Raw genomic sequence first — 22,922 nt, forward strand, 5'->3', positions numbered from 1 at the left:
ACGACAAAATGCGGAAAATGGAAGTCAGGCTGACGCGCCGAACGCATCACCCGCTGCGGAGAGGGCCGCAAAGATGTGATCCAGCTGATCCACATCAGTGCAATAGGGCGGCATCAGATAGATGCTGTTGCCCAACGGACGAAGCAAAATGCCCCGATCAAGGAAGAAGGCGCGCAGGCGTGGGGCAAGGTCGGACAGATAGCCTGCATCCTGCGCGATCAGGTCGATCGCGACGATCGTGCCAAGCTGCCGGGCGTTCGTGAAGGCAGGATGAAGCGCTAGCCTTCCGAGTCGCTGCGCCATATTCTGTTCGAGCGCGGCGATGCGGCCGAGCACATCCTCCTCCCGCCAGATGGCGAGGTTGGCGGCCGCGGCGGCGCAGGAGATGGCGTTGGCCGTATAGCTGGACGAATGGTAGAAGAGCCGCGCCCGATCCTGCGACTTGTGCGCGTCAAAAATGCGCGCCGTGGCGAGCGTCGCCGCGAGCGGAACGGAGCCCCCAGTGATTCCCTTTGCGACGGCCATGATGTCGGGCACGACGCCTGCCTGTTCGCAAGCAAAGATTGTTCCGGTGCGGCCCCATCCGGTCATCACTTCGTCAGCGATGAAAAGGACATCGTGCCGTGCGCAGATTTCCGCCATCTGCCGCAATATCTCCGGCGAGTAGATCAGCATCCCGCCAGCGCCCAGCACCAGCGGTTCGACGATGAACGCCGCCGGATGCTCCTTGCAGGCGGCTTCCAGCGCGTCGAGCGTCTGCTGCTCGGCCCCTGGTGCGGGAAACGCTATGGTGCCAACATCGAACAGCAAAGGCGTCCATGCCGCATTATACACGCCGCGCTCGCCGACCGACATCGTGCCGATCGTGTCGCCATGATAGCCATGTTCGAGGACGAGGATGCGATGCCGGGGCGTGGACAGTCCGTCCAGCGCGCGATTGTGCCAGTAGCCGAGCGCCATCTTCAGCGCGACCTCAACGGAGGTCGACCCGCTGTCGGAAAAGAAGACATAGGCGAGCGGATCGCGCCCTTCCGCGCGCGGCGCCAGTTCTATCAGGCCGCGCGCTACCTCTTCAGCGGGTTCATGCGTGTAACTGGCAAAGATGAGCTGGTCGAGCTGCCCGGCCTGATGCGCAATCGCCTGAGCGATGCGGGGATGACAGTGGCCGTGCGTCGTCACCCACCAGCTGGAAATGGCGTCGATCAACGTGCCTCCATCTGCCAGATGCAATGACGCGCCGTCGGCGCGCACGACATGCGGGATGGTTTCGTTGAGGCCGTGCTGGGTAAAGGGGTGCCATATAGGGGAGGTCATGGCGAGACGCTTAGAATAGCCAAAGCGTCAGGCCAAGCTCCCTCCCCTGAAACATGCCGTTACCGCTTACTTGGCTGGATTAGCCGGAGTAGCGGGCGAAGCTGGCGTAGGGGGGCTGGCCGGAGCAGCCGGTGCTGCTGGAGCGGCCGCCTGGATACGCTGCTGCAATGCCGGGTCGGCAGCTGCGGCCTGGCCGATTTCATTGAACTTTTCAGGCGCAATGCCCGATGCCTGCAGCGCGGCGAGCATCTTGGGCTGCTTTTCCGCGTCAGCAATGCTGGTGTCGGACTGAATCTTGGTCACTTCGACCGCTGCTGCAGCAAACAGCTTGATGTCGGCATCGCTATATTTGCCTGCTGCAGCCGAAGGTGCTGCCGGAGTGGCTGGGGTCGCGGGCGTCGCCGGAGCGGCCGCGCCCTGAGCCAGAACGGGTGCCGCTGCCAACAGAGCCACCGATGCCATAGCCGTCTTCAAAACCAGTGATGAACGAAAACCCGTCAACATGCTTCTCCTTGCGATTTGATGGCTTAAAGCTGTGGAAGAGCGCACAAGGTTTAAAGAGTGTTCCGGCGAAACGTGAGATTCGAGGGGTGACGGCCGGGCGCCGTTCAACTCATCCCCCGCATCGTCACGACTCGACGCAGCCGGAACGTTACCCGTCCATATCTTTCACCAGATTCTCACGCGCTCCTGTGGAGCAAGATAGAGCTTGCTGCCGCGCGCAGGCTTGAAGGCGGCGTACCATTGATCGAAGTTCCGCACCGTGTCTGCCCGATATTGCGAGGGCGAATGCGGGTCGGTGACGAGCCGCTGGCGCAAGTTCGGTTCGCGATAATTGCGCCGCCACACCTGTGCCCAGCCGAGGAAGAAGCGTTGATCCCCGGTGGTGCCATCGATCACCGGCGCGGGCTTGCCGCCGAGCGAGGCATGATAGGCGTCGAGCGCCACAGCAACGCCTGCCAGATCACCGATATTCTCACCCAGCGTGAAATCCCCCTTCACATGCGCTCCGGGAAAGGGTTCATAGGCGTCATATTGCTTCACCAGCTTGCCGGTCAGCTGTTTGAAGGCCGCGACATCGGCATCGCTCCACCACTGGTTGAGCTTGCCGCTTTCATCATATTTGGCGCCTTGGTCGTCGAAATGATGGCTGAGTTCATGGCCGATCACCGCGCCGATGCCGCCATAATTCACTGCCGGATCGGCATGGGGATCGAAGAAGGGCGGCTGGAGGATTGCGGCCGGGAAGACGATTTCCACCATGGAGAAGTCCGCATAAGCGTTGATCTCCATCGGCGTCATCTGCCATTCCCAACGATAAATGGGCTTCCCTAGCTTGCCCATCTGATAATCGAATTCATATTGGTTCGACCGCAGCGCATTGCCGAACAGATCGCCCGCCGCCATGTCGAGCCCGCCATAATCCCGCCATTTGTCGGGGTAGCCGATCTTTGGCGTGAAGGCCGCCAGCTTCTTGTGCGCCCTCGCCTTCGCACCATCGCTCATCCAGCTGAGGCCGTCGATGCGGCGGCCCATGGCGGCGATCACATTTTTGACGAGTTGATCCATCGCCGCCTTGGTTTCCGGCGGAAAATAGCGGGCGACATAGATTTTGCCGACTTCCTCGCCCATCGCATCCTTGACGAAGCCAACTGCGCGCTTCCACCGTTCTTCGCGCTGAGGCGTGCCCGACAAGGTGGTGCCGTAGAAAGCGAAGTCCGCGTCGGCAATGCGATCGGGCAGGTAAGTGGCATAGCTATGGAGGCTACGCAGCAGAAGGGCGTCCTTGAGCACTTCGACCGGGGTTCGCGCGATCAGTGCTGCTTCGCCGGTGATCGCCGTGGGCTGCGCGACGATCAGCGCCTCTGGTTTCAGGCCGTTGGCGGCGAAATAGGCGGCAAAGTCGAAACCGGGCGCGGCCTCCTGCAATTCGGCAAGGGTCATCCGGTTATAGGTCTTGTCCGCGTCCCTGCTGTCGACCTGGGTCCAGTGCAGCTTGGCGACTTCCGTTTCGAACGCCATCAGGGCGGCAGCGCGGGCCTTTGCGTTGCTCGCGCCCGCCAGCGTCAGCATCTGTTCCACATGCGCGGCATAGGCGGTCCGGATGGCTGCCATCTTCTGGTCGGGCTGGAGATAAAAGTCACGGTCGGGGAGGCCCAGACCCGACTGGCGCAGGTTCAGGATGTAAGTGTCAGGCGCCTTGTCATCCTGTCCGACATAAAAGGTGAAGGGCCCTGCTATGCCGGCCCGGGCAGCCTCCGCCGCCAAGCGGGCGTAACCCGCTTTGTCTTTTACCGCCTCGATCTTCGCGAGCCAGGGCTTGATAGGCGTCAGCCCCTTCGCTTCCACGGTGGGCGCGTCGAGGTAGCTGGCATAGGCGATGCCGATGCTGCTGGCGGGGTCTTTCCTCGCCTCCTCCAATATGCCCCGGGTGCGCTCTCGCGACAGGTCATCAAGCACGTTGAACGCGCCATAATTGGATTTGTCCGCGGGGATCGGCGTGGCCTTGGCCCAGCCGCCATTGGCGTGAAGGTAGAAATCATCGCCCGGCTTGACGGACAGGTCCATGCCCTTGCTGTCGAAGCCGTAGCTGCCATAGGTCGGCTTGGCCGGTGGCGCCTGATCCGCCTGCGCGGCGTTGGCGGCGAGCAGGAGAACGCCAACAGCGGCGCTCATCAGAAGATTTTTCATCGAAGCATCCCTTGCTTGATCCGATCATGGCAATTGGCCCGGCGCAGCGTGACAAGTCCATGTCAATTATCGAAAATCACGCAAAAGCGGCTGCCGCCCGGTTCAGGGCAGGCGGATATTCTCGGCAAAAGCAGCCTTCAAGCTGGTGGCATTCAGCGGGTCCAGGCGGGGGAGACGGCCGAGGCTGGGCACCTTGGCAAGCTGCGGGATGATCCGCTCATTCTCCTCATGTGGATCGCCGATGAAGGCAATGCCTGCCAGCGGCACGCCCCGGCTGCGCAGCGCCTCGATGCTGAGCAGGCTGTGATTGATGGTGCCAAGCGCGGTGCGCGCGCAAAGAATCACCGGCAGCTGCCAATATGCAAAGAGATCGGCCATCAGCAGCGTTTCGCTGACCGGCACCAGCACGCCGCCCGCACCTTCCACAACCAGCGGCCCGTCCACTTGTGGCAGGGTGAGCTTGTCGAGACACACCTCCACCCCGTCGATACGCGCCGCCAGATGAGGCGAAGCAGGCGTCCTGAGGCGGTAGGCCTCGGGAAGGATATGGGTCTTGGGAATGCCGCCAAGCCGCGCCACCGTTTCCTTGTCGCCTTCTGGATCGACCCCGGCCTGAACCGGCTTCCAATAATATGCGCCAAGTGCGCCCGCCAAGCCTGCGGCGAAGACCGTCTTGCCGATATCCGTGTCCGTTCCGGTGACCAGGAAGCGCGTCATCCCAAGACCCTCTGCAATTCTTCACCAAGCGCGGCCACATCGGCTCGGCCGACATTCAATGTCAGGGAAATGCGCAGGCGGCTGGTGCCCGGCGGGACGGTAGGCGGGCGGATGCCGCGCACGTCGAAGCCTGCCTCCTGAAGTGCGGCGGCGGCAGCCATGGCGCGCCGGTCCTCACCGAGCAGGATCGGCACGATCTGGCTACGCGGCGCAGGCAGGCCCAACGGCGCGCAGATCACTTCGGCGGCATCGATGCACAGCGTCTTCAGCCGCGCGCGCAGATCGTCCGCCTGCTCGATCCGATCGAGTGCGGCCGAAGCCGCCACCGCCATCAGGGGCGAGGGCGCGGTGGAGAAAATGAAGGCTCGTGCGCGGTTGATCAAATAGTCGATGATGATCTGCGGCCCGCAAATCAGTGCGCCTTCCACACCCATGGCTTTGCCGCAGGTGTGGAGCGTCACGACATTGTGCAGCCCGTCGAAGCCGGCGGACAAGCCCCGGCCGCTCGGGCCGGACACGCCCGTGCCATGGGCTTCGTCGAGGATCAGCATCGCATCATGCTGCGCCGCCAGTTTGGCAAGATCAGCGAGCGGAGCCGTATCGCCATCCATTGAATAAAGCGTTTCGACCGCGATCCAGATGCGGCCCTTGCCGCCTTCCCCCCGCCAGGCGCTGATAAGGTCGGCAAAACTCTGCACATCATTATGCCGGGCAAAGACGGTGGCGGCCTTGGACAGGCGAATGCCGTCATGAACGCTGGCATGGATCAGTTCATCCGCAACGATCAGGTCGCCACGCTGCGGCAATGTTGAAAACAGCGCGCTATTGGCTGCGAAGCCATTGGCGAGGAACAAGGCTGCCTGCGTGCGGAAGAAGGCCGCAGCCTTCGCCTCCAGCCCCTCATGCTCGGGCGCGTTGCCGCGCAGCAGACGGGAGCCACCCGATCCCACGGGCACGCCCCGCGCCACAGCATCCGCCACCGCCTGGCCGATCATCGGATCGGACGCCAAGCCCAAATAGTCGTTGGAGGCGAAATCGCGCCCGGCGCGCGGCACCAGGCGGCGCAGGCGGCCGCGACTTTCAAGAGCCGCCAGTTGCGAGCGGAAGGGTTCGCTTGTCATGGCGGGCCCTATAGGCCCGCGACAGGCACAGGGGCAAGCTGGAGGGCCTGGCGTTCATCCGTCGAGCAAGGAGAGGCACCCTCCTCCCCCGCCTAAGTTCGAATAATCAGAAGGAGAAGCTCAACGCGAAGGACGCCACATTGTCATTGGCATCTTCCGCATTGGGCCGGAAGCCATGCTGATGCAGATAGCCGATTTCCGCATTCACATTCTTCGTGATTGGGGTGGTGATGGCGATCAGGTTGCGCATCCGCTCCTCCCCCTCGACCCGCTGGAAATTGGTGGTGTTGAGGTCGATGAAGCTTTCATGGCTCAGCACCAGGGCGGTCTTGCCGCCTTCCTTGAAAGGCAGCACATATTTGACATAGGGGCGGAAGCGCCACGCGGTGCCATCGACACCTTCGCGCCAGCGCTCTTCCAGGCGAAGGCGCGCGCTCAACTGGCCAGGACCGATCTTCACGATATTGTCGAACGTTACCTGCTGGCGGCCGCGATGCTCCATCACCGCGAACTCTCCCGCATTATAGTTGGGATCGTGGGTGTAGCCCGCCCAGACCGTCACATTCTTCGTCACCTTGTAGCCGAGGAGCGAATTCATCTCGACCTCGTAAAGGCCGTCGCGGTCTTCGCTGAACCGGGCGATGACTTCCTGAGAGAAGCGCCATTTGTCGCTCAGCTTCACCGTGGCGCTGACGCCCGTCCAAAGCTGATCATCCTCAGTCGCATGTGCCAGAGATGGCACAGCCAAGGCCAGCGAGGCCGTCAACAGCTTCAAAGTCGGTCGCATTATGATCTCCCATCGCCTTGTGGCGCGGGGGCCGACTATGACCTTTATGTGACCATGTCATTTCCATTTTATGTAGTTTTTGTGACAATTGTTTCTGAAGTTATCGTGCGCCGTGGCCGATCCAGATCGCACCAGATAAAATGGCCCCGTCCGACGCCGGACAGGGCCATCTTCGTCTTCGAAAATTTACGCCGTCAGACGCCGTGTGCGAGAGCTGCGAGCAGGAGCAGGGCAACGATGTTCGTGATCTTGATCATCGGATTGACGGCGGGTCCGGCGGTGTCCTTATAAGGATCGCCCACCGTATCGCCGGTCACCGCCGCCTTGTGCGCGTCCGATCCCTTGCCGCCATGGTGGCCGTCCTCGATATATTTTTTGGCATTGTCCCAGGCACCCCCGCCCGAGGTCATCGAGAGCGCGACGAACAGGCCCGACACGATGACGCCCAGCAGCAAAGCGCCAAGCGCCGCAAAGCCGTTCGGCGTCCCGGCTACGGCGGAAATGGCGAAATAGACGATGATCGGCGCCAGCACCGGCAGCAGGCTGGGTATGATCATCTCCTTGATCGCCGCGCGGGTGACGAGATCGACCGTGCGGGCATAATCAGGGCGCGAGGTGCCTTCCATGATGCCGCTGTTGGTGGCGAACTGATCGCGAACGTCCTTCACAACGTCGCCCGCGGCGCGGCCGACAGCCGTCATGCCCATCGCGCCAAACAGATAGGGCAGCAATGCGCCCAGCAGCAGACCGACGATGACGTAAGGATTGGACAGGCTGAAATCGACCGGCTCAGTCAGGCCGAGGGCCGAGTTGTAGAATTTGAGGTCTTCCGTGTAGGCGCCGAACAGCACAAGCGCTGCGAGCCCTGCCGAGCCGATGGCATAGCCCTTCGTCACTGCCTTGGTGGTGTTGCCCACGGCATCAAGCGCGTCGGTCTTGGCCCGCACGCTGTCGTCGAGATGCGACATCTCCGCGATGCCACCCGCATTGTCCGTCACAGGGCCATAGGCGTCCAGTGCCACGACCATGCCCGCGAGCGCCAGCATCGCGGTTGCTGCAAAGGCGATGCCGATCAGCCCCGCCAACTGATGCGCGACGATGATCCCCGCGACGATCACAAGCGTCGGAAGCGCGGTCGCTTCCAGGCTAACGGCCAGGCCCTGGATCACGTTGGTGCCGTGGCCGGTTTCAGACGCACGGGCGATGCTGCGCACCGGGCGATAATTGGTGCCGGTATAATATTCGGTGATCCAGACGATGAGGCCAGTGACAGCAAGCCCGACCATCATCGCCCAGAACAAGGCCATGCCGGTATAGCCGCCTGCGCCATCCAGGTCAGTGCCGAAGCGTGCATTCAAGTCTCCCAGCGTGAAGCTGGTTGCAAAATAGAGCGCCGGGATCGAAAGGATCGCGGTGGTCCAGAAGCCCTTGTAGAGCGCGCCCATGATCGACTGGCTGGAGCCGAGACGCACCATATAGGTGCCGATGATCGAGGTGATGATGCACACGCCGCCAACGATCAGCGGCAGGGACATCAGCCGTTGCAGAAAGGCGTTGTCGACACCGCTCACCAGCAGGGCGGTCAGGACCATGGTCGCGCCGACCGTTACGACATAGGTTTCGAACAAATCGGCCGCCATACCCGCGCAGTCACCGACATTGTCGCCGACATTGTCCGCAATCACGGCGGGGTTGCGTGGGTCGTCCTCCGGAATGCCCGCTTCCACCTTGCCCACAAGATCCGCGCCGACGTCTGCCGCCTTGGTGAAGATGCCGCCACCCAGCCGCGCGAAGATCGAGATGAGGCTGGCGCCGAATGCAAGCGCTACCAGGGAGTCGATCACCAGCCGGTCATCGGGAGCATGGCCCGCTGACCCAGTCAGATACCAGAAGAAGACGCTGATCGCGAGCAGCGCCAGCCCTGCCACGAGCATGCCCGTGATCGCACCCGCGCGGAAAGCCACCGTAAGCCCGCTCTGCAATGTCGTGCGTGCCGCTTCGGCGGTACGGACATTGGCGCGCACGGAAATGTTCATGCCGATGAAGCCTGCCGCCCCTGACAGGATCGCGCCGATCAGAAATCCGATGGCGGAGGTCCCGCCCAGAAAGAAGAAGACGAGAGCCGCTACCACGACTCCGACCATGCCGATCGTCATATATTGGCGGCTGAGATAGGCCTTTGCCCCCTCCTGAATCGCGCCCGCTATGGATTGCATGGTTTCATTGCCGGCAGACGCTGCCAGCACCTGACGACTGGTGAACAAGCCGTAGAGCACGGCCAGCAGGCCGCACCCTATGGCGATATAGACAATCTGCATGGATGTTCCTCTCCCCCTTGTTTTCCTGTCATCGGCCGCTCCGCAGGGAAAGACGGGCGGACGAAAGGCATGAAAGCGGGCGGCCGGAATTCACGCATCCGGCATCAGGCACCGCATCAATCAGCGTCAAGGTCAAGGACATGATGGCGTCCAACCGGGCTGAGAAAAGGATGGCGCGAAGCTACAGGCAGGATGAGCGGCGTCAAGCCGTTACGAAACGTACCTGAATCAAGCTGTTGCCCGCTTGGGTTTCAGCCATGTTCCCAGCCGAGCCGGTCCGGCAGCGGCACTGACGTCCCGTCGATCATCAGCGTGAGGCCTGACCCGGGAGAGAAGCTGCCCACAGGAATGGCCCTCACCGGCGGCTTGGCGGAGGACGGCATGGCGAACAGCAGTTCATAATCATCGCCTGCGCGCGCGGCGGCGATCTGAGCGGCCGTGCCGCCGCCGCTCACCAGTTCCAGCGCGGGGGACAGCGGCACATGGTCGATGGTGACGGCGAGCCCGCTGGCCTGCGCCATGCGCATAGCGTCAATCAGGAGCCCGTCCGACACGTCCATCATCGCATGCACCTGGCCCGCGAGTAGCGCGCCTTCCGCAAGACGGGGCCTGGGACGCCGATAGGCCTCGACCAGCGGCCCTGACGCGGCCGGGTTCGATCGGAGCAAGTCCAGACCCGCTCCTGCGTCGCCCACTGGCCCGGTGAGATAAAGGCGATCACCCGCCTGCGCGCCGCTCCTGGCAGGGACAGGCCCGCTTGCCTCGCCAATCGCGGTCAGGCTGTAGCTGCGCGCGCTGCCTTGCGGCATCTTCACCGTGTCTCCACCCAGAAGTGTCATGGCATGACGGCCGAGTGCCTCCCCCAATCCTTCGAGAAAGGCGGCGTCCCAGGCGTCATCGCCTGACAGCGCATAGTTTAGCAAACAGCCGACCGGCCGTGCGCCTTTGGCGGCGAGGTCGGACAGATTGACCGCCGCCAGCTTCCAGCCGATGTCGGCGGGAGGATCGCTGGCAAGATGATGCACCCCTTCCACCATCGTGTCGCTGGTGAGGATCAGCCGCGAGCCGCCCACGTCCAGAACGGCGGCATCGTCCTGCAGTCCGCGCGCGGCGGGATCATTGGCCAGCAGGCGGAGGAGGGTCAGGAAGCGGGATTCAGCGGACATGAAAATGACCTCCGTTCGCCCTTGGCCCTAACAGAAGTGGTTCGTTACTTCCGCACATCCTTTGCGACGCCGTCCAGCAGGCCGTTCACGAAACCCGCCTCGCGCTTGTCGTAAAAGGCATGAGCCACGTCGACATATTCGCTGATCACGGTTCCGGTCGGCACGTCGCGGCGCGCGATGAGCTCATAGGCGCCCGCACGCAGGATCTGCCGCATGGGCCTGTCCAGACGTTCGAGGCTCCAGCCCTTCGAAAGGCGGGCGGTGATCAGTCCGTCAATTTCGCCGCGCCGCTTGTCAACGCCAGTCACGATATCGTCGAAGAAGATTTCCTCCGCTTCGGCATAGGTCACATCCTCGATCGTCGCGCCGAGCCGGTGCTGATGGAATTCATGCAGCAGGACGCTAAGCGGCGTGCTTTCCATTTCCAGCTGGTACAGCGCCTGCACCGCGGCAAGGCGGGCGGCGGAGCGGGATTTGGAGCGTTCGTTCATAAAGGTCTTCTATTCCGATCAATTGGAGCCTGTCGAGAACCCTGCGCATCCGGTTCTCGACAGGCTCGAACCGAACGAAAATGATCAGCTCAGCCGCACCGCCACGGAGGCGGCGTGCGCGGGCAGTCCTTCCGCCTCCGCCAGCGCAACCGCCGCGGGGCCGATCGCATCGATCGCGGCCTGATCAAGGCTGAGGAAGCTGGTGCGTTTCATGAAGTCGAGCACGGACAGCCCCGAGGAGAAACGCGCGCGCCGCCCGGTGGGCAGGACGTGGTTCGGCCCCGCGACATAATCGCCCACCGCTTCGGGGGTCATACGGCCCAGGAACACCGATCCGGCATGACGAACCTGCTCAAACAGGATTTCGGGATCTTCCACAGCCAGTTCCAGATGCTCAGCCGCCAGGCGGTTGACGAGCGGCATGGCCTCTTCAAGATCGCGCACGAGGATGATGGCGCCATTTGCAGCCCAACTGGTCGTGGCGACCGCCTGCGTCGACAAGAGCGGCAAGCGCCTTTCCACCGCCGCTGCAACCGCGTCGGCGAAAACCGCATCGTCCGTGAACAGGATCGACTGACTGGTCGGATCATGCTCCGATTGGCTCAGCAGATCGGCGGCGATCCAGTCCGGATCGTTTTTCCCGTCGGCGACGACAACGATCTCCGATGGGCCAGCGACCATGTCGATGCCGACCACGCCATATAATTGCCGCTTGGCTTCAGCGACCCAGGCATTGCCGGGCCCGGTGACGACATCCACAGGCTTGATCCGATCCGTGCCATAGGCAAGCGCTGCCACGGCCTGAGCGCCGCCGATGCGCCAGATTTCCTCGATACCGACGATGCTGGCAGCGGCGAGGACGAGCGGGTTGATCACGCCATTGGGCGTCGGGGTCACCATGGCGATGCGCGACACGCCAGCCACCTTGGCGGGAATGACGTTCATCAGCAGTGAGCTGGGATAGGCCGCCCGGCCGCCCGGTACATAAAGCCCGGCCGCATCGACCGGCCGCCAGCGTGCGCCCAGCCGCACGCCAGCGTTGTCGGTGCCATCGCTGTCCTGCGGCTTCTGCTTTTCATGATAGGCGGTGATACGTGCCGCCGCGAGTTCGAGGGCGTCGCGCAATTCGGACGATATGCCGTCGAGCGCCGCGCGGCACTCGGCGCGGGTGACCGCCCAGCCGCTTGCTTCCAGATCGTGCCGGTCGAACCGGCTGGTATAATCGGCGAGCGCTGCATCGCCCTCCGCACGGACGCGCTTCAGAATCGCCGCGACATCGCGGGACACATCTTCATCCGCCTCGCGCCGGGCATCGACCAGCGCCGTGAAGGCGGCGGCGAAGTCGGCGTCACGGCTGTCGAGCCTAAGCGGCATCCCTGCCTCCTACGGCCTTGCGGAAACCTTCCACCAATGGCGCCAGTTCGGCCGAACGCATCTTGTAGGCGGCGCGATTGACGACCAGCCGCGCCGAGACCTGCATGATGACATGGGTTTCGACCAGCCCGTTCGCCTTGAGCGTCGCGCCCGATGACACGAGATCGACGATCCGCCGCGACAGGCCGAGCGAGGGCGCGAGTTCCATCGCTCCGTTCAGCTTCACGCACTCTGCCTGAATCCCACGCGCCTCATAGTAGCGGCGGGTCAGATAGGGATATTTGGTGGCGACCCGCACATGGCTCATCGCGGCCTCATCCTCCCCAGCAAGATCGACCGGTTCGGCGACCGACAAGCGGCAATGACCGATGTCGAGGTCGACCGGCGCATAAAGCTCGGAATAGTCGAACTCATCCACCACGTCGGACCCTACTATCCCGATCTGCGCCGCCCCATGGGCGACGAAGGTCGCCACGTCGAAGGCGCGCACGCGGATGATCGAAATGTCAGGGCGATTGGTGGCGAAGCGCAGCGCCCGGCTCTTCTTGTCATGAAACTCCGCCTCCGGCTCTATGCCGACGCGCGCGAGCATCGGCAGCGCCTCATCGAGGATGCGGCCTTTCGGGATAGCAAGGGTGAGCGGACGAGTCATGACCGGCGGGCCTTAGCGGCGCGCGCCATAAAGGACAATATTCATGCAGCGTGCGCCAGCGCCGCTTCGGTGGCCTCGATCCAGCCGCCCCCCAGCACCCGGTCGCCCGCATAGAGCACCGCCGCCTGCCCCGGCGCGACGCCATATTCGGGCGCGTCGAAAGCCAGGCGATCACCCTCCAGCCGGGCCGGTACGGGCTTGGCCATGGAGCGCACCTTGGCCGTCAGGGACCCACTGAAGGTGCCGCCAAGCCAGTTGATGTCGCTCAGCCGCGCCGCAGACACCGCCAGCGCGGCCTTGGGTCCGACAATTACCCGCCGCCCGTCAGCATCGAGGCGGACGACATAAAGCGGCTCGGCCTGTCCACCAATCTCCAGCCCCTTGCGCTGGCCAACGGTGTAGTGGATCAGCCCCTTATGCGTGCCGAGGACGCGACCATCGACATGGACGATGTCGCCGCCCTCGTCGGCATCGGGGCGCAGCTTGCGCACCACCCCTGCATAATCGCCATCGGGCACGAAGCAGATGTCCTGGCTGTCGGGCTTCAGCGCCACGGAGAGGCCGAGTTCCGCCGCGATTTCGCGCACCTGCGGCTTGGGTAGGCCACCCAGCGGAAAGCGCAGATAATCGAGCTGGGCCTGCGTCGTGGCGAAAAGGAAATAGCTCTGGTCGCGCGCCGGGTCCGCAGCCCGGTGCAGTTCAGCACCTTGCGCGCCTTCGACGCGGCGAACATAATGGCCGGTCGCCAGACAGTCGGCGCCTAGGTCTCGCGCGATCTGAAACAGGTCGGTGAACTTCACCCCCATATTGCATTTGACGCAGGGGATAGGCGTCCGTCCCGACATATATTCATCGGCGAAGTCCGCGATCACCGAATCGCGAAAGCGGCTTTCATAATCAAAGACATAATGGCCAATGCCGATCCGGTCAGCGACAGCGCGCGCGTCGCGTATGTCCTGCCCGGCGCAGCAGCTGCCGGTGCGGCCGACCGCCGCGCCATGATCATAAAGCTGGAGCGTCACGCCAATGGTTTCGGCGCCCGTGCGTGCAGCAAGAGCGGCAACGACACTGGAATCCACGCCGCCTGACATGGCAACGACGATTCGCCGCTTCGCGAGCGGTTCCGGCAACTGAAATTCGGGCTGCATAGGCGGCCATATAATCGCCCGCTGCGATGCATTCCAGCCGGATTCGGCCCTTTCGCCTCCAAAGCATCGTTTCGGTTGCGCGAGTTTACCGGACTTTATCCTTTCTCCCCTACTTATCCTTCCCATGGATTTCGGTTTCCTTCGGGCAGGCGGGCTTAAACCCGCCAATGCCAGACCTGTCAGCCGGCCGCACGCGCCGGTCTGGCCGCTGCTGCGCGCCGCTTCGGCGGCGGAGCAGGCGGCCAGCCCGACCGCTCAGGCGGTTGCCGGGGTCCTGCGGGGGCAGGATGAACCAGGAGACTGGATCCAGGATTTGGCCGAAGTGTTCGCGCCACGTCCAAGCGGCATGATCGAAGCCGCGCGTCCGACGGGAAGCTTCAACCCGTTGATCGCACAGCATTTAAGAGTGGGACAAGGATGATGAAGGGGGCGTTTACCGTGGCGCTTTAGCTGATCTTCAGGGCTGACGCGCATACCGGTTGCCGCTGCTGAATTCGGCAACGCCAGTGCCGCTTTTTGAGGGTGAGAATGATAGAAAATCAAAAAATCCGACCTGCTCAGGTCGTCGGGCCGCTCGGGGAACCCTTGACTCTGGAGAGCCTGCCGCCTGCCAACACGACGCGCTGGGTCGTCCGCCGCAAGGCTGAGGTCGTAGCCGCTGTCAATGGAGGCCTGCTTACGGTCGATGAAGCCTGCGCGCGTTACTCGTTGACGCTGGAGGAATTTGCAGGATGGCAGCGCGCCGTGGACCGCTCAGGTATGCATGGCCTGCGCGTGACGCGGATTCAATATTATAAGTCGCTCTACGAGCGGCAGCAGAAATACTGACGATCCGCCAGTCCGGCACATGCTGGACGCGCTTCGGGCAAGTGCCGCCGAATGCAGATTCGGCGGCGCTTTCTGTTGGTGGGCCATCCGATTCACCAGCCATTGTCAACCCAGAAACATTTCTCAGGGAACGCGAAGCCGAGTTCGCCGTTGAATAGATCAGCCAACCCGCTGGGGGCGCTGGTCCAAGGAGAGTGTGAAATGGGTATCATTTTGTGGCTTGTTGTCGGTGGTATCATTGGCTGGCTTGCCAGCATGGTCATGCGCACCGATGCGCAGCAGGGCATTTTGCTGAACATCGTCGTCGGCATCGTCGGCGCGTTCATTGGTGGCCTGATCTTTAGCGGCGGTTCGATCAATGATGGCCTGACGCTCTATAGCTTCCTCGTTTCCCTGGTAGGCGCCATCGTGCTGCTTGCCATCGTTAACCTGGTCCGTCGCGGATCGGTGCGTTAAAAACCACCCAAAGCATCGCTGGCGGGTATGAAGGGCTGCGTTTCGGCGCAGCCCTTTTCGTCATGCGGTCAACCGCGCCGCGCGAACCACCGGTAGATTGCCAGAACTGCGATCGACCCCAGAACCGCAGCAAGGAAGCTCGCCTGCTGCCCGGGTTCATAGATGCCGAGCAGCCGCCCGACATAAGCGGCGAACAGCGCGCCCGCTATCCCCAGCAATATAGTCACGACGCATCCACTTGGATCGCGGCCAGGCATCACCAGACGGGCGATCGCTCCAGCGAGCAGGCCCACGATGATCCACCCCAGTAATTCCATCCTAGCCTCCTCCGGCCACATCCCCCATAGCGCCACAGGTACGCCGATTTGGCAAGCGCGCGGGCCAGGGCCGCCGTTGCCCCGCTGGTGCGCACAGTGTATTTAGGGTTGAGCAGGGTGATGTATTTATATAACACAGTACCTGCCTGCCCCGCCGCCCGTTGATGGAACCAGGATGAACTACGAAACTCAGGTTGCCGGCGACGCTCCGGCGCGCATCTTTGGCGAAGAACCGCGCTCTTCCAAGCGGCGGGCGCTGACGATTGGCGCCGTGATCGCCATAATCCTGATTGCCGCCGCTGCCTGGATCAGCATGCATGGCAAGGGCGAGGATGCGGCCGCCACGGTGGAAGAGGCGCCGGTCGTCACCGTGCTGGTTCCCGGGCAATCCATCGTGCCCCGCACCGTGAGCGGCACCGGATCGCTTGCCGCGCGGGTCGACATGCCGGTCGGCGTGGTGGGCGAAGGCGGACAGGTCACGCGCGTGCTGGTGCAACCGGGCGACTGGGTGCGCGCCGGACAGGTGCTGGCGGTGATCGAGCGATCGGTCCAGACCGAGCAGATTCGTTCGCTCGCCGCACAGCTGGAGGTCAATCGGGCCGATGCGAAGCTGGCGCAGGCGCAGCTCGACCGGGCCCAGGCTCTTGTGAAGCGCGGTTTCATCAGCCGAGCCGACATCGATCAGCGTACCGCCACGCGCGACGCCGCCAACGCTCGGGTCAATGTCGCCGTAGCGCAGCTTGCCGAACAACGCGCACGGACCGGGCGGCTTGATATTCGCGCGCCTGCCGCGGGCCTCGTCCTGACGCGAGAGGTGGAGCCGGGACAGATTGTGGGTTCGGGCAGCGGCGTGCTGTTCCGCATGGCCAAGGGTGGCGAGATGGAGCTTCTGACCCAGCTGAGCGAAGGCGATCTTGCGACGCTGCGGCCGGGCAACAGCGCAACGGTCACGCCTGTGGGCAGTCAGACCGAATTTTCAGGCCGCGTCTGGCAGGTATCGCCGGTCGTCGATCCGCAGACGCGGCAGGGCATTGCCCGCATCGCGATTCCCTACAACAAGGAAATCAGGCCAGGCGGCTTTGCTGCCGCCAGGATCGTGAGCGGCACCGCCACGGCACCGCTGCTGCCGGAGTCCGCCATTCAGACGGATGCCAAGGGGCACTTCGTCTATGTCATCAACGGAAGGAATGAGGCTGAACGGCGCGGCGTCGAGGTCGGGCAGGTCTCTCCCAAGGGTGTTCCAGTGACGCGCGGCCTCAATGGCGGCGAACGTATTGTCGCATCCGCAGGCGCATTCCTGCGGCCGGGGCAGAAGGTGCGGCCGCAAGTTCAAAAGGCCGGGTAAGCCCGCGCAGGCGAGGAAGCCGTCATGAGTTTTCGCAATATCTCTGCCTGGGCCATCCGCAACCCGGTGTCCCCGCTCGTGCTGTTCGTAGCCCTGCTGCTGGCCGGCATGGTCAGCTTCGGCCGCATGGACGTCAACCAGCAGCCGGATGTCACCTTTCCCGTTGCTCAAGTGATGGTTTTACAGCCGGGCGCCGCACCGCCTGAACTGGAAACCCAGGTAACCCAGCGCGTCGAAGCGGCGGTGCGTGGCATCAGCGGCGTGGACGAGATCACCTCGACAGTCTCTGAAGGTCAGTCGACGACGATCGTCCAGTTCCAGATCGGAACTCCGATCGACCGGGGCGTCAATGACGTCAAGAATGCGGTCGACCAAATCCGCAGCGACCTGCCGGAAGGCATATTGGAACCGCAGGTGACGCGCCTGGATGCCGATCGCCCGATCGCCTATTTCAGCGCCGAAGCCACCGACATGACCCTCGAACAATTGTCATGGTATGTCGACAATACCGTCGCCAAGCGGCTGCTCGCGGTGCCGGGTATGGCTGCAGTCCGGCGCGGTGGCGGCGTCACCCGCGAGATACGCGTCATTCTCGACCCGGCAAAGTTGCAGTCCCATGGGGTCACCGCCGCGCAGGTCAATCAACAGTTGCAGCAGGTCAACCTGAACGCTGCGGGCGGACGCACCGAAATCGCCGGAGCCGAACAGGCCATCCGCGTGCTCGGCAACGCACAGGATGCCTATGCGCTTGGCCAGACCCAGATAGCCATCCCAGGGGGCCGCACCGTAAAGCTGTCCGACCTAGCCGATGTTCGCGACATGTTTGCCGAACAGCGATCGCTTTCGCTGATGAACGGCATGCAGGTGACGAGCTTCAGCCTGGAAAAGGCGAAGGGATCATCCGACGTCACCGTATTCGACGATGCTATGAAGGTGATGGAGCAGCTGAAGAAGGAAAATCCGAAGGTCCGTTACAGGGAGCTGTTCAACAGCGTCGATTACACCAAGAGCCAGTACCACGCGGCGATGCAGTCGATGATCGAAGGCGCGGTGCTGGCGGTCGTCGTGGTGTTCCTGTTCCTGCGCGACTGGCGCGCGACGATCATCGCCGCGCTGGCCATTCCGCTGTCGGCCATTCCGACCTTCTGGTTCATGGATATGATGGGGTTCACGCTCAACGTAACCTCGCTCCTGGCCTTGAGTCTGGTTGCGGGCGTGCTGGTCGACGATGCCATCGTGGAAATCGAGAATATCGTCCGCCATATGCGCATGGGGAAGACAGCCTACCAGGCCTCGATCGACGCGGCTGACGAAATTGGGCTGGCCGTGCTGGCTACGACCATGGCGATCGTTGCCGTGTTCCTGCCGGTCGGATTGATGCCGGGCATTTCAGGCCAGTTCTTTATCCAGTTCGGCATGACCGTCGTGGTGGCGGTGCTGCTCAGCCTGGCCGTCGCTCGCCTGATCACGCCGATGATCGCCGCCTATTTCCTGAAGGCGCATGGGCAGGAAAGCCATGGCGAAGGCTGGCTGATGGACGTCTATATGCGGGTGCTCCACTGGTCGCTGGATGAAAGCCGGGCCAATGCGCATCGCACGCGGGGCGCAAGGCCGCGCTTTGCCGCATGGCTGCGCGATCACCGGATCTGGACGGTGGGCATAGGGGGCCTCGCATTCCTGGCGACGCTGCTTGCCTTCGGCACCCTGCCGATGGCGTTTCAGCCGTCGATGAACACCGATTACAGCCAGGTGAAGATCGAAACCGTGCCAGGCAGCACGCTTGCGCAGACTACTCAGGTTGCGCGCCGCGTGGCGGACATGCTGACGGCGGACAAGCAATTTGTCGACGCGGCTTTCGCGGACATCCAACCGACCAGCGCCAACATCTATCTGACGCTCAAGAAGGACCGGCCTGCGTCCTCCGTGGAATGGGAACGCAGCATGGCGCCCAAATTCCAGCAAATCGCAGATGCGCGCGTGAACTTCCAGTCGCAGGCAGGCGGCGGCATGGGCCGTGACGTTACCATCATGCTGGGCAGCGACAATGCCGAACTGCTTGACCAAACTGCAAACAAGCTGGTCGGCGAGATGCTGAGCGTGAAGGAAATCAGGGCGCCTCGGGTACAGGGCGATATGAACAGGCCCGAGATCATCATCAAGCCGCGCTTCGACCTGGCCGCCAGCCTTGGCGTCACGACGGCCGCGCTCAGCCAGACGATCCGGGTGGCGACGATCGGCGACATTGATCAGAATACCGCGAAATTCTCGCTCTCGGACCGGCAGATCCCGATCCGCGTCGCGGTGGAGGAGAATAGCCGAAGCGATATCACGACCATCGAGAACATGCCCGTACCGACGGTCAACGGCGGTTCGGTTCCGCTGAAAGTCGTTGCCGACGTCGAATTCGGCGCTGGGCCGACGCAAATCCGCCGATATAATCAGATACGCCGGATCGTCGTCGATGCCGACTTTGCCCCAGGCATCGTCAGCAGTCAGGCGATGAAGAAGATCAACGCCCTGCCCACGATGAAGGAGATCAACGAAGGCCGCATCACCGGCATTCAGAAGATCAATACCGGGGAGTCCAAATGGCAGGCGGAAATGCTGAAGAACTTCGCCGTCGCGGTGATTTCCGGGATACTGCTGGTGCTCGCGGTGCTGACGCTGCTGTACAAGCGGTTGATGCCGCCCTTCGTCAATCTCGGCTCGCTGCTGCTGGCCCCGCTCGGCGGCGCCCTGGCACTGCATCTTACCGGCAATCCCATTTCGATGCCGGTCATGATCGGCGTCTTGATGCTGTTGGGCATCGTGGCGAAAAACTCGATCCTGGTGATCGACTTCGCGCTCGAGGAAATCCAGAAGGGTGTTCCTCGTTTCGACGCGATCATCGATGCCGGGCACAAGCGCGCGCAGCCGATCGTCATGACCACGGTCGCAATGGTAGCGGGCATGGTGCCGACCGCGGTTTCGCTTGGCGGGGACAGCGCGTGGCGCGCGCCGATGGGTATTACGGTGATCGGCGGGCTGCTTCTGTCCACGCTCCTCACGCTCGTCATCGTGCCGGCGACATTCAGTTTGGCGTTGCAGCTGGAAGGATGGGCGGGACCGCGCCTTGGCCGACGCCTGCTTACTTATAAGGCGGGAGACGACGCAAAGCATGAAGGAACTGCACAACCGGCGGAGTGAAGCCAATTGGCTGATCAGCGTGAAAGACGCGTGCGGCTGAACGAAACGGCGGCGTAACCGTTGGACGGACGATGAAGCAGCTTCCTGTGTCCCTGCCCGCCGCGCATGCCCCTGCCCGGACCCCGCGCGACATGCGGCTGGTGGCGACGGGCATGTTGATCGCGATGGCGCTGCTGTTCCTCGCCGCGCGATCCACGGTCCACCTGCACCCCGCGATCGGCTTCGTTCAGGCTTTTGCGGAAGCTGCCATGGTGGGCGGTCTGGCGGACTGGTTCGCGGTGACGGCGCTGTTCCGGCATCCGCTGGGACTGCCGATCCCGCATACGGCGATCATCCCGCGCAACAAGGACCGGATTGGCGACACGCTTGCGCTGTTCCTGAGAGACAATTTCCTGACCCCCGCCGTTGTCGCGCGCCGGATGCAGCGGCTGGATGTCGCAGCGGCCGCCGGGCGCTTCCTCGCCAGCCCCGCAGGCGGGGACGGCCGCTTGCGCGAAGGCGCATCGCGGCTGGCGGCGGACATGCTGGAGGCGCTAGATCAGGAGAGGCTTGGCGGCATGGTGAAGGGCGCCATTGCCCAACGGCTGCGCGGCATGAACGTCGCCCCGCTGATCGGGCAGGCCATCGAGGCGGCGATGCGCGACGGCCGCCATGCGCCGGTGATGGACGGCATCATCCATTGGGCCGACCGCACATTGGAGGCCAATGACCATCTTATCCGCCAGATGGTGCATGACCGGGCGGGCAAGATATTGCGATGGACAGGATTGGACGAAAACCTGTCCAACGCGATCATCGACGGGCTGCGGCGGCTGCTGGCGGAAATGGCCGCTGACCCGCAACATAGCCTGCGCCTCAAGGCCGAAGAAGGCATGGCAAAGCTGGCAAGCGACCTGCAATTCGATCCCGCGATGCAGGAGCGCGTCGCGCGCATCCGTGACGAGATCGTGGACAATCCGGCGATGCAGCGTTGGATAGACGGCCTGTGGGAGCAAGCCCGTTCCGGATTGTTGCGCGCGGTGCGTGACCCCGGCAAGGCGATGGCCGGGCGGCTCGGCGAAGCATTGCAGCAACTGGGAACGACATTGCAGGAGGATTCGCGCCTGCGCCTGCTGATCAACCGCTTCGTGCGCCGGGCTGCGGTCGGCGCGACCGCCGCCTATGGCGATTCCATCGTGACGCTGGTCAGCGAGACCGTGCGCGGCTGGGATGCGGGCACGGTGACCGGCCGACTGGAGAGCGCCGTCGGGCGCGACCTGCAATATATCCGCATCAATGGGACCTTGGTCGGTGGACTCGTCGGCCTGGCCATTCACACGGTCGACACGCTGTTTTGACATTTTGCGGCGCGCGGCCTTGAAAGCCTGAATTTGGCTCCCTAATTGGCGTCAACGAGCATTTCAGTTGCAAATAGCAACCTTGATAGGGGATTTTCGTGACCAGCCTCTTCGATCCCGTTCAGCTAGGCGCCGTCAAGGCGCGCAATCGGATATTGATGGCGCCGCTGACCCGCGCCCGCGCGACCCGCGACCATGTGCCAACGCCGATCATGGCCGATTATTATCGCCAGCGCGCCACGGCGGGCCTGATCATCAGCGAAGGCATCGGCGTGTCTCAGCAAGGCTTAGGTTGGCCATTCGCGCCCGGCATCTGGTCTGCAGAACAGGTGGAAGCCTGGAAGCCGATCACCCAGGCCGTGCATGATGCGGGCGGCCGCATCTTTGCGCAGCTCTGGCACATGGGCCGCCTGGTCCATTCCAGCGTCAGCGGGCAGCAGCCCGTATCGTCAAGCCCGATCACCGCGCCCGGCCACGCCCATAGCTATGACGGCAACAAGCCCTATGAGCAGCCGCGCGCGCTGGAAGCGGACGAAATCCCAGGCCTGATCGCTAGCTATGTCACCGCTGCGCGCAACGCGCGTGAAGCCGGGTTCGATGGCGTCCAGATCCACGCCGCGAACGGCTATCTGCTAGACGAATTCCTGCGCGACGGCGTCAACCAGCGGCAGGACGAGTATGGCGGCAGCCCGGAGAAGCGCGTCCGGCTGCTGCGCGAAATCACCCAGGCCGTCGCGGATGCCATCGGTGCTGACAGAACGGCGGTGCGCATCTCCATCAACGGCGCGTCGCAAGGCACGGACGATAGCGATCCCGCCAGCCTTGCCATCGCCATCGCCAAGGCGCTGGACCCGATCGGGATCGCCTTCCTCGAGATGCGCGAACTGCGTCCGGAGGGCACACGGGGAGCGAGCGACGTTCCGCGCCAGTCCCCCCTGATCCGCCGTCATTTCAACGGGCCGCTCGTTCTGAACAGCGATTATGACGCGGCGCGGGCGCAGGAGGATCTGGACAGCGGCCTTGCCCAGGCGATCAGCTTCGGACGCCCGTTCATCGCCAATCCGGACCTGCCGGATCGCCTGTCGCTAGGCGCTCCGCTCAATCCCTTGAGCACCGACACGCTCTACACGCAGGGCCGCGAGGGCTATGTCGATTATCCGGTTCTCGCCAAGGCAGGCTGAACCCTTGATGGAAAAAGGGCCGCTCCGATCAAGGGCGGCCCTTTTTCTTGTGAGCAGTGGCGCAGGGATCAGGCGCCGAATTTCTCGCGCAACGCCAGCATGGCAATGGCGGCCTTTGCAGCTTCGCCGCCCTTGTCCTTTTCATCCGGCTTGGCGCGGGTGAGCGCCTGCGCCTCGTTCTCGACGGTGAGGATGCCGTTGCCAATGGCGATGCCATCCATGCTGAGCGCCATGAGGCCCCGCGCGCTTTCGTTCGACACCACTTCGAAATGATAGGTTTCGCCGCGAATCACCACGCCGATCGCCACGAAGCCGTCATAACGGCCGGACTCCGCCGCCAGCGCGACCGCGCCGGGGATTTCCAGCGCGCCCGGCACCGTCACGACGTCATATTTATGCCCTTCCGCCTCCAACGCGGCCACCGCGCCTTCGATCAGCAGATCATTGAGATGGTCGTAGAAGCGGGCTTCAACGATCAGGAATTTCGCCACGG

Annotated in this window: 21 protein-coding genes; 7 read left to right on the forward strand and 14 right to left on the reverse strand. The window is 63.2% G+C overall.

Annotated features, from left to right (window positions below):
* Positions 1–24: 24 nt before the first annotated feature.
* From SPHS8_RS12795 to mnmA, 12 genes are all read right to left on the reverse strand, one after another.
* Positions 25–1,314, reverse strand: a complete 1,290-nt coding sequence (locus SPHS8_RS12795) for an adenosylmethionine--8-amino-7-oxononanoate transaminase (protein ID WP_201515834.1) — start codon at positions 1,312–1,314, stop codon at positions 25–27.
* 66 nt (positions 1,315–1,380) lie between these two features.
* Entirely contained in the window at positions 1,381–1,776 is a 396-nt protein-coding gene (locus SPHS8_RS12800) for a DUF4168 domain-containing protein (protein WP_443020030.1), read from the reverse strand.
* 207 nt (positions 1,777–1,983) lie between these two features.
* Positions 1,984–4,005 (reverse strand): M13 family metallopeptidase, encoded by a 2,022-nt coding sequence (locus SPHS8_RS12805; RefSeq protein WP_201515835.1) that lies wholly within the window; start codon positions 4,003–4,005, stop codon positions 1,984–1,986.
* A gap of 102 nt (positions 4,006–4,107) precedes the next feature.
* The gene (gene bioD, locus SPHS8_RS12810; protein ID WP_201515836.1) at positions 4,108–4,722 is read right to left on the reverse strand and encodes a dethiobiotin synthase; all 615 of its coding nucleotides are present in this window, start codon (positions 4,720–4,722) and stop codon (positions 4,108–4,110) included.
* The gene (locus SPHS8_RS12815) at positions 4,719–5,843 is read right to left on the reverse strand and encodes an 8-amino-7-oxononanoate synthase (RefSeq protein WP_201515837.1); all 1,125 of its coding nucleotides are present in this window, start codon (positions 5,841–5,843) and stop codon (positions 4,719–4,721) included. Before SPHS8_RS12815 ends, bioD begins: the two co-directional genes overlap by 4 nt.
* Before the next feature lie 106 nt (positions 5,844–5,949).
* Positions 5,950–6,630: a DUF2490 domain-containing protein gene (locus SPHS8_RS12820; RefSeq protein ID WP_201515838.1), complete on the reverse strand. Its 681-nt coding sequence runs from the start codon at positions 6,628–6,630 to the stop codon at positions 5,950–5,952.
* A 194-nt stretch (positions 6,631–6,824) separates the two neighbouring features.
* A complete protein-coding gene (locus SPHS8_RS12825; protein ID WP_201515839.1) occupies positions 6,825–8,948 on the reverse strand; it encodes a sodium-translocating pyrophosphatase in 2,124 nt (707 codons plus the stop codon).
* 251 nt (positions 8,949–9,199) lie between these two features.
* Positions 9,200–10,114 carry a thiamine-phosphate kinase gene (thiL, locus tag SPHS8_RS12830; protein ID WP_201515840.1) on the reverse strand — a complete coding sequence of 305 codons (915 nt, stop codon included), beginning with the start codon at positions 10,112–10,114 and terminating at the stop codon, positions 9,200–9,202.
* Positions 10,115–10,158: 44 nt separating this feature from the next.
* Positions 10,159–10,605: a transcription antitermination factor NusB gene (nusB, locus tag SPHS8_RS12835; protein ID WP_097092537.1), complete on the reverse strand. Its 447-nt coding sequence runs from the start codon at positions 10,603–10,605 to the stop codon at positions 10,159–10,161.
* Between the two features lie 84 nt (positions 10,606–10,689).
* A complete protein-coding gene (gene hisD / locus SPHS8_RS12840) occupies positions 10,690–11,979 on the reverse strand; it encodes a histidinol dehydrogenase (RefSeq protein WP_201515841.1) in 1,290 nt (429 codons plus the stop codon).
* A complete protein-coding gene (gene hisG, locus SPHS8_RS12845; protein ID WP_097092539.1) occupies positions 11,969–12,631 on the reverse strand; it encodes an ATP phosphoribosyltransferase in 663 nt (220 codons plus the stop codon). Before hisG ends, hisD begins: the two co-directional genes overlap by 11 nt.
* Before the next feature lie 41 nt (positions 12,632–12,672).
* Positions 12,673–13,779, reverse strand: coding sequence for a tRNA 2-thiouridine(34) synthase MnmA (gene mnmA, locus SPHS8_RS12850; RefSeq protein ID WP_201515842.1), 1,107 nt, complete (start codon positions 13,777–13,779; stop codon positions 12,673–12,675).
* A gap of 124 nt (positions 13,780–13,903) precedes the next feature.
* On the opposite strand from mnmA, the gene SPHS8_RS12855 reads away from it, so the two are divergent.
* From SPHS8_RS12855 to SPHS8_RS12865, 3 genes are all read left to right on the forward strand, one after another.
* Complete coding sequence (locus SPHS8_RS12855) at positions 13,904–14,200, forward strand: hypothetical protein (protein ID WP_097092541.1); 297 nt, start codon at positions 13,904–13,906, stop codon at positions 14,198–14,200.
* A gap of 107 nt (positions 14,201–14,307) precedes the next feature.
* Positions 14,308–14,607, forward strand: coding sequence for a CtrA inhibitor SciP (gene sciP / locus SPHS8_RS12860; protein ID WP_097092542.1), 300 nt, complete (start codon positions 14,308–14,310; stop codon positions 14,605–14,607).
* A gap of 201 nt (positions 14,608–14,808) precedes the next feature.
* Positions 14,809–15,063 carry a GlsB/YeaQ/YmgE family stress response membrane protein gene (locus tag SPHS8_RS12865; RefSeq protein WP_022682486.1) on the forward strand — a complete coding sequence of 85 codons (255 nt, stop codon included), beginning with the start codon at positions 14,809–14,811 and terminating at the stop codon, positions 15,061–15,063.
* 68 nt (positions 15,064–15,131) lie between these two features.
* On the opposite strand, the gene SPHS8_RS12870 is transcribed toward SPHS8_RS12865, so the two are convergent.
* Positions 15,132–15,380 carry a GlsB/YeaQ/YmgE family stress response membrane protein gene (locus SPHS8_RS12870; protein WP_097092543.1) on the reverse strand — a complete coding sequence of 83 codons (249 nt, stop codon included), beginning with the start codon at positions 15,378–15,380 and terminating at the stop codon, positions 15,132–15,134.
* 175 nt (positions 15,381–15,555) lie between these two features.
* Here SPHS8_RS12870 and SPHS8_RS12875 point away from each other — a divergent pair, with 175 nt between their 5' ends.
* The 4 genes from SPHS8_RS12875 (at position 15,556) to SPHS8_RS12890 (ending at position 22,429) form a co-directional block, all read left to right on the forward strand.
* Complete coding sequence (locus SPHS8_RS12875; RefSeq protein ID WP_201515843.1) at positions 15,556–16,725, forward strand: efflux RND transporter periplasmic adaptor subunit; 1,170 nt, start codon at positions 15,556–15,558, stop codon at positions 16,723–16,725.
* Between the two features lie 24 nt (positions 16,726–16,749).
* Entirely contained in the window at positions 16,750–19,911 is a 3,162-nt protein-coding gene (locus tag SPHS8_RS12880) for an efflux RND transporter permease subunit (RefSeq protein WP_097092545.1), read from the forward strand.
* 71 nt (positions 19,912–19,982) lie between these two features.
* Positions 19,983–21,248 carry a DUF445 domain-containing protein gene (locus tag SPHS8_RS12885; RefSeq protein ID WP_236575133.1) on the forward strand — a complete coding sequence of 422 codons (1,266 nt, stop codon included), beginning with the start codon at positions 19,983–19,985 and terminating at the stop codon, positions 21,246–21,248.
* A gap of 98 nt (positions 21,249–21,346) precedes the next feature.
* On the forward strand, positions 21,347–22,429 hold the full coding sequence (locus tag SPHS8_RS12890; protein ID WP_201515844.1) for an alkene reductase: 1,083 nt from the start codon (positions 21,347–21,349) through the stop codon (positions 22,427–22,429).
* Positions 22,430–22,497: 68 nt separating this feature from the next.
* Here the strand turns inward: SPHS8_RS12890 and ribH are convergent, their stop codons facing one another.
* Positions 22,498–22,920 carry a 6,7-dimethyl-8-ribityllumazine synthase gene (ribH, locus tag SPHS8_RS12895; protein WP_097092547.1) on the reverse strand — a complete coding sequence of 141 codons (423 nt, stop codon included), beginning with the start codon at positions 22,918–22,920 and terminating at the stop codon, positions 22,498–22,500.
* Positions 22,921–22,922 lie beyond the last annotated feature (2 nt).

This window comes from Sphingobium sp. S6 (assembly GCF_905120495.1).
GTDB classification, from domain to species: Bacteria; Pseudomonadota; Alphaproteobacteria; order Sphingomonadales; family Sphingomonadaceae; genus Sphingobium; species Sphingobium agri.